This is a genomic window from Aquibacillus halophilus, from assembly GCF_009649745.1.
Classification (GTDB): Bacteria; Bacillota; Bacilli; order Bacillales; family Amphibacillaceae; genus Aquibacillus; species Aquibacillus halophilus.
In genome coordinates, this window is record NZ_WJNG01000023.1 from 1 (window position 1) to 12402 (window position 12402).

Annotated in this window: 13 protein-coding genes and 1 riboswitch; of the genes, 9 read left to right on the plus strand and 4 right to left on the minus strand. The window is 34.9% G+C overall.

Annotation, left to right across the window (positions count from 1 at the left end; translation table 11 throughout):
* The first annotated feature begins 243 nt into the window (after positions 1-243).
* Positions 244-480: a hypothetical protein gene (locus GH741_RS20450; RefSeq protein ID WP_153738614.1), complete on the plus strand. Its 237-nt coding sequence runs from the start codon at positions 244-246 to the stop codon at positions 478-480.
* A gap of 98 nt (positions 481-578) precedes the next feature.
* Here GH741_RS20450 and GH741_RS20455 read toward each other — a convergent pair whose 3' ends face one another.
* Entirely contained in the window at positions 579-941 is a 363-nt protein-coding gene (locus GH741_RS20455) for a PilZ domain-containing protein (protein WP_153738615.1), read from the minus strand.
* A gap of 199 nt (positions 942-1140) precedes the next feature.
* On the opposite strand from GH741_RS20455, the gene GH741_RS20460 reads away from it, so the two are divergent.
* The 5 genes from GH741_RS20460 (at position 1141) to GH741_RS20475 (ending at position 6940) form a co-directional block, all read left to right on the plus strand.
* The gene (locus GH741_RS20460) at positions 1141-2814 is read left to right on the plus strand and encodes a ribonuclease J (protein WP_153738616.1); all 1674 of its coding nucleotides are present in this window, start codon (positions 1141-1143) and stop codon (positions 2812-2814) included.
* Positions 2815-3004: 190 nt separating this feature from the next.
* A riboswitch (cyclic di-GMP riboswitch) is annotated at positions 3005-3090 on the plus strand.
* Between the two features lie 154 nt (positions 3091-3244).
* Positions 3245-4051: a flagellar motor stator protein MotA gene (gene motA, locus GH741_RS20465; protein ID WP_153738617.1), complete on the plus strand. Its 807-nt coding sequence runs from the start codon at positions 3245-3247 to the stop codon at positions 4049-4051.
* The gene (motB, locus tag GH741_RS20470; RefSeq protein WP_153738618.1) at positions 4032-4778 is read left to right on the plus strand and encodes a flagellar motor protein MotB; all 747 of its coding nucleotides are present in this window, start codon (positions 4032-4034) and stop codon (positions 4776-4778) included. Before motA ends, motB begins: the two co-directional genes overlap by 20 nt.
* A gap of 251 nt (positions 4779-5029) precedes the next feature.
* Positions 5030-5191, plus strand: a complete 162-nt coding sequence (locus GH741_RS21795; protein WP_205677359.1) for a hypothetical protein — start codon at positions 5030-5032, stop codon at positions 5189-5191.
* Between the two features lie 303 nt (positions 5192-5494).
* Entirely contained in the window at positions 5495-6940 is a 1446-nt protein-coding gene (locus tag GH741_RS20475; protein ID WP_153738619.1) for a DEAD/DEAH box helicase, read from the plus strand.
* A 125-nt stretch (positions 6941-7065) separates the two neighbouring features.
* On the opposite strand, the gene GH741_RS20480 is transcribed toward GH741_RS20475, so the two are convergent.
* The gene (locus GH741_RS20480) at positions 7066-8058 is read right to left on the minus strand and encodes an aldo/keto reductase (protein ID WP_153738620.1); all 993 of its coding nucleotides are present in this window, start codon (positions 8056-8058) and stop codon (positions 7066-7068) included.
* A gap of 342 nt (positions 8059-8400) precedes the next feature.
* Here GH741_RS20480 and GH741_RS20485 point away from each other — a divergent pair, with 342 nt between their 5' ends.
* Positions 8401-9495 (plus strand): threonine aldolase family protein, encoded by a 1095-nt coding sequence (locus GH741_RS20485; protein WP_153738621.1) that lies wholly within the window; start codon positions 8401-8403, stop codon positions 9493-9495.
* Positions 9496-9569: 74 nt separating this feature from the next.
* Here the strand turns inward: GH741_RS20485 and GH741_RS20490 are convergent, their stop codons facing one another.
* A complete protein-coding gene (locus tag GH741_RS20490) occupies positions 9570-10040 on the minus strand; it encodes a restriction endonuclease (RefSeq protein ID WP_170287676.1) in 471 nt (156 codons plus the stop codon).
* A 52-nt stretch (positions 10041-10092) separates the two neighbouring features.
* On the opposite strand from GH741_RS20490, the gene GH741_RS20495 reads away from it, so the two are divergent.
* Positions 10093-10236: a hypothetical protein gene (locus GH741_RS20495; protein WP_153738623.1), complete on the plus strand. Its 144-nt coding sequence runs from the start codon at positions 10093-10095 to the stop codon at positions 10234-10236.
* Between the two features lie 314 nt (positions 10237-10550).
* Positions 10551-11696 carry a PstS family phosphate ABC transporter substrate-binding protein gene (locus GH741_RS20500; protein WP_153738624.1) on the plus strand — a complete coding sequence of 382 codons (1146 nt, stop codon included), beginning with the start codon at positions 10551-10553 and terminating at the stop codon, positions 11694-11696.
* 135 nt (positions 11697-11831) lie between these two features.
* On the opposite strand, the gene GH741_RS20505 is transcribed toward GH741_RS20500, so the two are convergent.
* A complete protein-coding gene (locus GH741_RS20505; RefSeq protein WP_153738625.1) occupies positions 11832-12287 on the minus strand; it encodes an SRPBCC family protein in 456 nt (151 codons plus the stop codon).
* Positions 12288-12402 lie beyond the last annotated feature (115 nt).

Genomic DNA, 12402 nt, shown 5'->3' on the forward strand with positions numbered 1-12402 from the left:
CAAGAAATCTTGTTTGTTGTCTTTCTATATTTGTATAATAACATGTTTAAAAAGTATAAAAAATACATATGTTCAACACTTCACAATTAAGAAACAAACCTTTGACAAATTAGTGAAAAGTATCAATTAATCTTGACAAAAACTTCGAAATGTTATACCCAAGTATAATATTCCTTTCTATTTTAATGTGATAATATTTTTACTATTAGGAGAGTGTTGTTTCAATAGAGAGGAGGGAAACTCATGGAGAAGATACAATCAATGTTGAGTAATCACGTTTTTAACATGGAAACAGCTATTATATATTTGGTTATATTTGTATTTGCTTTTACAATTGTAATACCAACGATATCAAGAATAATACTGTTATTTTTACCGTTACCAAAACAAAGTAAGAAAATCATTGGGAAGATAGTTATGCTTATGTCATTAGCTATCGCTGTATTGGTTTGGTGGCAGGCAGTTTTGCCACTTGCTTAGATAAGTTAGTGTATAAGAAAGGTTGACCTGGCTCTTTAACACCTCTTAGTTGCGGACGGCGTCAGGTCCTTTTGATTTATACTAGTAAATCCATTATATTATTGTTTTTTTTCATTTTGACTATAAATCTTTAATTCATTAATTAATTCATTACTCATGGCATCGTCTATCAGTAATTTAACTCCATAAAAATAATCCTTTTTCTTCTTTTTCCAGATGATTTCTCCAGGAAATGACTTATTAGAAACTAATACAAAGCTGATCTCAACCTCAATCTTATTTTCCTCGCAATATAAGTTGAAATTAGTTGAAATATTTAAACCACCTCGGCTCATATCATGGATAAGTGCTTTACCTGGTTTACTATCAATTTTTTTGTCATTTATTTTAGTGATTTTAAATTGAGCTTCTAAAGGGTTCCCGAATTGAAACCTTAACGATTCCTGACGTTTATACCTCATATAGATTCTCCTTTTCTAATTAGGTTTAAAAAAGCTTTAAATACTATTCTGACTCCCTATCAAAACCTCTATCAGTTATAACAATTAAAACACACTCTCGTGGTTAATTCATCACAACTTTTCCAAAAAAAAAAGATTCCTCATAATCATTAGTTAAACGGGCACACTAAGAATATTATTTTAGCGGGAGGGTTTTGCCTTGAGCATTACTAGCAATACATTATCCATTTTTGCCTTAGGTGGGTTGAGTGAAATTGGAAAAAATATGTACGCAATTGAATATGACAATGATATCTTGGTCATCGACTGTGGTAATAAGTTTCCGGATGAAAGTTTGTTAGGAATCGACTTAATCATTCCTGATATTACGTATTTAGTTGAAAATAAAGATAAAGTGAGAGCTCTAATTGTAACCCATGGGCATGAAGATCATATCGGTGGGATTCCATTTTTCTTAAAAAAGTTAAATGTTCCTGTTTATGCTACTCGCTTCACGCTGGGTTTAATTGAATTGAAATTAAAAGAACACCGAATACTTAGGGAAACGGAATTAATTGAAATTTCCTCTGACTCAGACTTAGACTTCGAAGACATCAGGGTGAATTTTTTCAGAGTGAATCATAGCATCCCGGATTGTCTAGGGATTGTCTTTCACACACCGGAGGGTGATATTGTACATACTGGGGATTTCAAATTTGATTTAACTCCCTCGACTAATGAACATTCCGATATTCATAAAATGGCCGCAATCGGCACAAAAGGTGTTTTACTCTTATTGTCCGAGAGTACAAATGCAGAACGACCAGGTGCTACCCCGTCAGAGCGAATCGTTGGCGAACATATAATAGAGGCTTTTTTAAAGGCAGAGCGTAAAGTCTTTCTATCCACCTTTGCATCTAATATTAATCGGGTGCAGCAGGTGGTTGATGCTGCGCAAATAACAAATCGTAAGCTTGTTTTGCTCGGAAGAAGTATGGTCAATGTTGTAGCCGTTGCAATGGAACGAGGTTACTTAGATGTTCCTAATGGAATGTTGATTGAAAAGGAACAAATCAATGACCTTCCCCCTGATAAAGTAGCCATTTTATGTACTGGTAGTCAAGGGGAACCGATGGCGGCTCTTGCGCGCCTTTCAACTGGGAGCTTTCGTGGTGCTGAGGTTCTACCGAATGATACAGTAATTTTTGCTGCGGGTCCAATCCCAGGAAATGAAAAAAATGTTTCCCGTATTATAGATAACTTGTTTGCTCTTAGGGCTAAGGTTATTTATGGATCGGGGAGTGCTTCAGGAATGCATGTGTCCGGACATGGTTATCAAGAAGATTTAAAACTAATGCTCACATTAATGAAGCCTAAATACTTCATCCCTATTCACGGTGAGTATAGAATGTTACACCAGCACCGATTACTAGCTGAATCTGTCGGAATCGAACAAGACAACACCTTTATCATGAATAATGGAGATGTTGTAGATATTGAAAACGGTGCTGCTAGGCAAACTAGAAAGATACCAACAGGAAACACCTACGTAGACGGGATTGGAATAGGTGACGTTGGAGAAATTGTGCTTCGTGATCGGAAGCAACTTTCTGAAGATGGGATGCTCGTAGTTGTTTTGACAATGAGTAAAGCTGAGAAAAAACTTGTTTCTGGACCGGACACAATTTCTAGAGGATTCGTGTATGTTAGGGACTCAGAAGAACTATTAACAAATGTTAACCGGCTTATAATAAAATCAGTTAACGATTTACAAGGTTCAGATAGAGACCAATGGAAGGTCATGAAGCAAAGTATAAGAAAGTCAGTAGGACAATACTTATTTAAACAAACGAAGAAAAAGCCGATGATTCTTCCTATTATTATTGAAATATAAAGGGTTTTTAATTTAACGAAGGTGGCAAGTTTATCAATACTCACATGAGTCCAAGGCAGTAATTTGCCTTGGATTTTTTGTTCTAAATGCTAGCACAACGAATTAAGTAATCAGAGCAATAGTAAATTCAAATTTTCAATCATTGGAATATTGTCGAAATTTGTTATAATAGAACAAACTCTATAATTGTTACCGATAAAGGCAAACTTATCGAAAGGTAAGGACGCAAAGCCACGGACCTTAATGTATATTTACAAAGGTAGCCGGGCCACCGAAGAACTAGGTTAAGTGAACCTATTTTCTTAGGTTCACTTTTTTGTGTCCATTTTTTTCTCTTAAGGAGGTAAAAAGTTTTTCAAATAGTCTCAAAATTAAATCTAGATAACTAGAGAGATTTTAGTAGATAGAGAAAACAATGTGAGGTGTAAATATGGATAGATCATCACTTATTGGATTATTTTTAGGCATTTTTGCAATAGGTTTAGGAATGGTAATGAAAGGCGTAAGTGTTCTTGCATTATTTAACCCTGCGGCGTTAATAATCATTTTTGTAGGAACTGCTGCAACGATTTTAATTGCTTTTCCTATAAGTACAATAAAAATAATTCCTAATTTATTTAAAATTATTTTTAAAGAAGATAAAAGTGTTGATATGAAATCAGTTATTGATATGTTTACTGAATGGGCAGATCTTGTCCGAAGAGAAGGTATCCTAGCATTAGAACCAAAGTTAGATGAAATTAACGATACTTTTTTGAAGTCTGGGATAGAATTCGCAGTAGATGGACAGTCCACTGAATTCATCAAGGATGTTCTAATGGAAAAAGTAGATGCGATGGAACAAAGACATCAGAAGGGTGCTAGAGTATTCACTCTAGCAGGTACGTATGCTCCAACTTTAGGTGTACTAGGAGCAGTAGTCGGGTTAATTGCTGCGCTTGGAAACATGAATGATGTAGAAGTTCTAGGAAATGCTATTTCCTCAGCCTTTGTCGCTACATTATTTGGTATCTTTTCTGGTTATGTTTTGTGGCATCCATTTGCGAATAAATTGAAAGAGAAGTCTAAGAATGAAGTTCAGTTAAAGTACATTATGATTGAGGGTATATTATCGATTGCTAATGGTGAATCACCAATGATTACAAATGATAAGCTCTCTTCCTACCTTTCTCCTTCCGAACTAGTAAAACTAAAAGCAGAACAAGGGGATGAAGTATATGCGAAAGAGGAGGCGTAATCATAAGGAAGAAGAACATATCGATGAATCCTGGTTAATTCCTTATGCAGATCTTTTAACCCTGTTATTAGCGCTTTTTATTGTATTATTCGCTATGAGTGAGATAGATGCAGTAAAGTATCAAGAACTTTCGAGAATTTTAAATAGTGAATTTGGAGGAGGCAATGGGGTACTCGAACATAACAATAATATCGTAGAGCTCTCTGTGAAAACAATTGAAGAGAATACATCAACCAAAAGTATAGAGGAGCTCAGCCAATTAGAAAGCCTCCAACAGCAAATTCAAACATATATTAAAAAAAATGATTTGGCTAAAGTTTTAGGGACTAAGTTAACGGATGAAGGCCTTTTAATTTCAATTGAAAATAATGTTTTTTTTGATCCTGGTAGTGCAAAGGTTAAGGGTGATGGTCACGATATTGCAAATGAGGTATCTGAGTTTTTATATACTGACCCTCCTCATCAAATTGTAGTAAGTGGTCATACAGATACAATTCCAGTAAATAACAGTGAGTTTTCATCTAATTGGGATTTAAGTGTTATGCGGGCAGTAAACTTCATGCGATTATTGTTGGGTAATGACAAGTTGGATCCACAACGTTTTAGTGCGAAAGGGTTTGGGGAACATAAACCAATTGCGCCTAATGATAGTGAAAAGAATAGGGCTAAAAATAGACGTGTTGAAGTACTCATTCTTCCAAACTATGATATTAAGACAAAAGAATAAAAAATCCATAAAAGATGGATAGTGTTAGCAGCTGATCTAAAGTCACTCAGTGAAACCAACAATTAATCGGACTAACCCCATAGGTAAGGTAATGGAAATCTGGAAATTAGGGTATATAAAATAAAACGGATGAAGTGAAAGAAATCATCCCTGATAATCCTAGTTTGTACTGTATTTAAGACAAAGGATGCTCCATTAAAATCTATGATTTAGTTGGAGAGGTTCACTTAATGGCTTTTTGTTTGTATATAATGTCTGGAAGCAAGGAATTACAAATGAAGGTGCGACCGTATTTATACGGATTTAAAGGAAATTTCCAATACAATAGTATGTTTATTAATGAGGACTTTCCTCCTCATGCAATGGTATTGGTAAAGTTAGCAATAGATATTAATAGATATTTACCGAGGTGAAGATAGATTTAAAGCATCACACTTGTTTTATTTAACGAATGATAATTTCAAAATTGCGATGAACGCTTATGAGTATGGTTTGCGGGAATCCCATTTGGTAAAAAGAAAAATTAGTCTATCAAAAAGTCCATCACAGCAGTGGATAAACTTTTCTAATCATTAGGCTTATGAAGAAATATTGTTTCTAATCACCTAGTGTTAAGAAATTCAAGTATAATGAATTTATCCAGATATTGCATATGATATTTCTCCTTGGATAATCCTATACATAAGTTTGGACAATATAAAAAGCGAGGTTAGTACATGAATGGAACAAGTTTTGAAAATTACAATCTAAGCGATGACATAACAAAAGCACTTAGTGTGTTAAAATACGAAACGCTTACAGAGGTTCAACGTGAAGTAATACCAAGAGCATTGGAGAATAACGATCTTGTGGTAAAGTCACAAACCGGTAGTGGTAAAACTGCATCCTTTGGTATTCCTATTTGTGAAATGATGGAGTGGGAGGAAAAGAAACCTCAAACATTAATTCTTACCCCAACCCGTGAGCTTGCTGTTCAAGTTAGAGAAGATATTACGAATATTGGTAGGTTTAAACGGATTAAGGCTATGGCGGTATATGGAAAGGAACCTTTTGCGAAGCAAAAAGAAGAATTAAAACAAAAAACGCATGTAGTTGTCGGTACACCAGGACGTGTGGTGGATCATATTGAAAGAGAAACACTTAGTTTAGATAATATAAAGTATCTTGTAATAGATGAAGCTGATGAAATGCTTAATATGGGCTTTATTAACAAAGTGGAATCAATTATCAAACAGTTACCAACAAACAGAGTAACGATGGTATTCTCTGCTACATTACCTAAAGATGTTGAAAATCTATGCCATAAATACATGAAAGATCCGATAAATATAGAGATTGCTGAAACGGGTATAACAACCTCAACAACAGAACACCGTCTTATCGAAGTAACAGATCAAGCGAAAATTTCGCTTTTAAAAGATCTAACAGTCGTTGAAAATCCTGACAGTTGTATGATATTTTGCCGAACAAAGGAACATGTCGATACAATATTTACTGAGTTAGAAGAGGCTAATTATGCTTGTGAAAGGCTTCATGGTGGACTAGAGCAAGATGATCGGTTCGCAGTCATGGAAGGATTCAAAACTGGGAACTTCCGCTATCTTGTAGCGACAGATGTAGCGGCAAGGGGAATTGATATTGATAACGTAACACTTGTTCTAAATTATGATGTACCAATGGAAAAGGAGAGTTATGTTCACCGAACTGGAAGAACAGGTCGTGCTGGTAACAAAGGTAGAGCCATTACTTTTGTGACACCTAATGAGGGTAAATACCTAAGAGCAATTGAAAGATACATTGGCTTCGAGATACCTATAATGGAAGCTCCTGGTCAACAGGAAGTTAAAAGTGGACAAGCAGCTTTTGATGAAAAAGTAAGCGGTCGTCGGATAGTTAGAAATAATAAAACAGCCAGAATTAATCAGGATATTACCAAGCTTCATTTCAGCGGTGGTAAAAAGAAGAAAATTAGAGCTCTGGATTTTGTTGGAACAATCACCAATATTCCAGGAGTAACAGCTGATGATATTGGGATTATTACTATCCAGGATAACTTTTCATATGTGGATATTCTTAATGGAAAAGGGTCACTTGTTCTGCAAGCGATGGAAAAGACCCCAATAAAAGGAAAGAAATTAAAAGTTAGCACAGCAATAAAATAAATGGTTAAAGACAATTGTATAATGTGTTTGTTCTCTTCTTAAAAATTAAAACTCTAATCCAGCTGTTTGGATTAGAGTTTTAATTAATTTATTATACAATCTTTTTTCTGTGCGATAGGTAATTCTTATTCAAATATAGCTACTTGCTGTGAAATCTTATCTATTTCCTCAAGATCATCCTTTGATAATTTAAACTGTAAGGTGCCAATATTTTCCTGAACATGATGACCCTTCGATGCACCTGGTATGGCTACTACTGTTTCACCATGAAAGTGAATCAACCAATTCAGTGCTATTTGTGTTTGACTAACTCCATACTTTTTTGCCTTCTCTTCTAATAAATCGATTAAAGGTTGTGTTTTTTTCAGGCCTGATGGTTTAAAGAATCGGGTGTATTTTCGGGGGCCTATAATTTTTTTAATTAGTTCAGGGTTCTTATGAAATTTCCCGGATAATATTCCTTGTTCAAGCGGTGAGTACGCGATAACAGTTATACCTAAATTTTTTGCCGTTTCAAGGATTCCATTTTTCTCAATTCTGCGATCTAATAGACTATATTTAACTTGATTTGAAGCTAAAAAGTAACCTTCATTATTTAAAAATTCATTAGCTTGCACCATTTTAGACGCTTTAAAATTACTTACCCCAATGTGTTCAATTTTATTGTTTTCGAGAAGTTGCACCACAGCTTTCATTTCTTTAGCTACACTTGAAAAGGAAAATGGTTGGTGGATTTGATACAAGTCAATCTGTCGTCCATCGAGTGCATCCAATCGAACATCAATAGTCTTAGTAATTGAAGAAGCAGTGCGGAATGCAGGCCACCATTTGGTTGCAATCAATGCGTCATCGGCAGCCTGTCCAATAGTAGCTAATGCTTCTGACAAAGCTTTTTCTGATTCACCTTTTCCATAGATTTCAGCAGTATCAAACCAGTTAATTCCGCCTTCTAAACTCATTCTAACAATTTCGTTAATGTCTTCCTGTTTAATTTCTGCCCAAAATCGACTGACAAAACTTGTTTCTTTACTGAATTGCCAGCAACCTAGTCCTAGCGCCGATATCTTTATTTTGGACTGTCCTAAATTGCGTAAAGGTGTACTTGTGCTTGCTTCCATCTATTTAACACTCCTATTTTCAATTTAAAATAAATGGTATCATCATTTGTACATCTAAGTGTAAATCGCCCTACTTCATTTGTAAAAAATTAAGCACAGTAAATAGAACTTCTTATTAAAAGGGAAAAAGTTCACAAAAGCTACTCCAGAGGTATGGATAAAATAAAAAACGTCATAGTAAATCACTCTTTTTTGAAAATGGAGTTCAAGCTTTTGTTTAATTTGTAAGATACCTCAGTCGAACGTTGGAAATTACTAAGAAATGAAGAAAAACCTGAGAGCCTTATGATAAAGTGGAATAGTAAAGTGTAATCAAACGGGATTCGGAAAGGAAACTAAACAATGAACAATTTATTCAAAACATTTAACCAAACTAAATATCAATTAGTAAATCACGGACCAAGAAACGTTAGTGTGTTAAAACAGGCACTAGAAGTTATCGATGGGCAACAAGCAAGTGACTTGTATGGAAAAGGAAAGATAATAGAGAATTTCCAAGAAAAAATGGCCAAGTTCTTAGGTAAGGAAACTGCAGTGTTTTTCCCGAGTGGGACAATGGCCCAGCAAATTGCATTAAGAATCTGGTGTGATGAAAAACAACTAAAAACGGTCGCATACCATCCTCTCTCCCACTTGGAAATTCATGAAGAAGATGGGATAAAAGAGTTACATCAAATCAAAACGATTTTGTTAGCGGATAAGAATCGTGTAATTGAATTGGATGACGTCGTTACTATGAATGAGGATATCGCTTGTTTATTACTTGAATTACCACAACGTGAAATTGGCGGTCAATTACCAGAGTACCAAACTCTTGAGGCGATTTCACGGTATTGTCGAGATAAAGGTATTAAACTTCACCTTGATGGAGCACGCTTATTTGAAGTTTTACCTTATTACCAGAAATCTGCTACTGAAGTATGTGAGTTGTTTGATAGTGTTTATGTTTCTTTTTATAAAGGAATTGGAGGACTTGCTGGTGCAATTCTAGCAGGCGATCAAGCCTTTACTGAAAAGTCTAAGGTATGGAAAAAACGTCATGGTGGCGACTTGATTAGTCTTTATCCGTATATTATAAGTGCCGACCACTACTTTGATTTGAGAAAAGGTAAAATGGACCAGTATTATTACGACGCTAAGGAATTAGCACGCTTGTTTAATCAATGTTCAGGACTCTCAACCATACCGCAAGAGCCTGTCTCCAATATGTTTCATGTTCATTTTGATTTTCCGAAGGAAAAGGTAATCTCGATATTAATTTCGATTCATCAGGAAACAGGAATTGGAATCACTAGTAATTTAAGAGATACCAGCAGTGAGTCCTGTTATTCGGAAATAAGTGTTGGGGATCAATATCATCAAATTCCAAACGACGAATTGGAAATCATGTTTCAGTTGTTAAAAGAGAGACTTAGTGGACTATCGTTTATAAATTAATTGGGAAGTTCTTGATATAGTTCTATTGAAAAGGCCTAAATCTCACTCACCATATAGGCGGGTGAGGTTTAGGATTAGTTTTGTCCCTTATTAACTTCCATCACTTTATCCTTTATTTTTATTTTTGCGGTATTGTATGCCTTTAACAGCAGTAATAGCTCATCTTGATTTATTAGTCTGACTCTTTTCTTGTTTGCTTGGAGTGTAGCTGCCTCGGTAAAGTGTCTGTTGGTTATGATCCATTTATCATTGGCCTTATAATAGTCTGCAACACTTGCTATTTCATTGACTACTGAAATTTCAATATTGTCATAATTATGGATGGCTTGAACTACTACTTTGTCATTGCCTCTACTTAGAAATAGATCAGCGCCACGATCATTAGAATTAGAAATATATTTCACGTAGTATCCTTTCTGTTTAAACAAATGGTATAACAATTCCTTGAACTCAGCCTCGTTCATTTGGTCTATTTCATTGATTATTGGTTCTTTTTTTTGTGGATAATGACGTTTGAAAAATGAGTCTAGCTTTTTAGAAAACATCATCTTGCATGTTAAATAAGTAAAGAAAGAGGCTGAAGCGATAAAAAAAGTAATGAAAAATGAGTCTACCAACTTACTTGAAGGGACAGATGCTGCTAGAGCAAATACAATAACATTTGTAATGGCAATGAACTTCGCTTTATCTCCAAATGCCCAGTCGTTAAATTGGCTAATTTTCCTGAATTGTTTTATGTAATATTTAAAAATATTAACACCTTCTCCTGTATTAAGATGTCCGTAGATTCTCCTATTTTAGTAAAAATATACAATTGATTAGGCTTAACTTATAGATCCTCCTAAAAAGCGAAATTATCTTGTTGTGGAGCTTGGTCCTTATTTATTTGTAATTATTAAAATCAAAATTTTAAAAAGAGTAATTGTTATATTATGTTAAAATAAATACAAATCAATAGCAGGTTAATATTTTTGGAAGATAGAATATGCTCTATTTTATTTATTTATATAGACAACTCAAGTTTCTATTTCTTTGTTCATTTCTAGGAGGATAATATGAGAATATTCGGAGCAATACTTACCGTAATCGTATTTGGGATTTTTGGATTCGTCGCAACAATAATAGCTTCACTTACAAGGAATGCCGAGTTTTATGTTCCTTTCTCCATCACTGTCACTGTTGCACTAATAGTGATTATACATCTAGCAATCTATGGACAATTAAAAAAGAAAGTAACGAAGATTAGTGTTCTCACTTTTGTTTGTTTACTTGTTGTTTCTTTGGCCTCTTATGAAGGGTATCAAGCTTACATTAGAAGTCTTGAGATTATGAGTACCCAAGACGTAGATTTGTCTGAATATCGTCCCTTCGCAGAAGATACAAAAGCGGTTTCCTTGGAAGAGGAGTCCACCTTTAAAATTGAAACCAATATACCAACGTTAGATGGTGCAACAGCTCTATATCCTGTTTATGCAGCTTTTGCTCAGGCTGTTTACCCAGAAAAAATGTATCCTTTAGAAGAAAGCGAAATTGTTTCAAGTCAGACAAGTGATGCTTTTTATAGACTAATAAAAAAAGATGTTGATATGATATTTATGGCGCATCCATCGGAGGAGCAGATGCAACTTGCAGCACGGCAAGGGATTGAACTATCGCTTACTCCAATTGGAAGAGAGGCTTTTGTGTTCTTTGTTAACAAGAATAATCCTGTTAAGGAACTAACTATCAAGCAAATTCAAGGGATATATGCTGGTAATATTATTAATTGGGATGAACTTGGTGGAAATAACGAAGAAATCCGTGCATTCCAACGTCCTGATGGAAGTGGTAGTCAATCCGCTCTAATTAGTGTAATGGACGGAATCCCTTTGATGGATCCACCGTCAGAAGATATCGTTTCAGGCATGGGAGGCGTTATAATAGAAACATCGAGTTTTCAAAACCGAAGTAATGCAATCGGATATTCGTTCAGGCATTTTTCCGAGGAAATGGTTGAAAATGGGGAGATTCGTCATATTGCAATCGAGGGTATTCTCCCGACAGTTGAAAATATCCAAAATGAGGCCTATCCAATCGTGGACCAATTTTATGCAATTACCGCTGACAGTGATAATCCACATATCAATCAATTTATCGAATGGATAAAGTCCGATCAAGGACAAGAAATAATAGACAGGACGGGTTATGTACCTCTTAAGTGACATCCTAACTGAGCGATTTTCAAAAAATGTTAATTTAACTTGGCTAAAAACAACATTAAAAGAATAGCATGGATCTAGTTTAGATAAAAAAAAGGCATTCACTAATGGAATGCCGAACGCCTAGGAAATTTTATCTTATTTTGCAAAAGCCTCTACTTTCATGAGTTTATTGGCAATGGCATCTGTTAATTCTGTTGTGGTTTTTGGAACAAATGATTTTAAGAATGGATTAATCATAGGTCCCAACATTCCAGCAGCTTTGATGTCAAGATTGCTTGTCATCTTAGTTTTTGTATTTGAAAGTGCTTCTGCTTCAAAATAACCAGAACCTGAAAAATTCTCATTTAAACCCTTTAAGTCAAATGTTACCTTTGTTGGCTTTTGCCAGTTGGTAATATTAAGTTGCATACTTACCTTTTTTTGTACAATCCCGACTTCACCTTTAAATGTCCAGGTGGACTGTCTTTCGTTAAGTATCTCGTGCTCAATGTATCCTGGCACTAATGGTGCCCATTTGTCCATGTCACTAACAAGTTCCCAAATTGTATTAATAGGTATATATAATTCTATCTTATGTGTGCCACTCGGCATAATGCGATCCCCCTTTTAATAATTCCATTTATTATGATTTTATTAGATCATTGGGTGTAATATTCCGAATGGGTGGTATAAAATACGGATAACAAGAGTTTACAAATCAACCGAA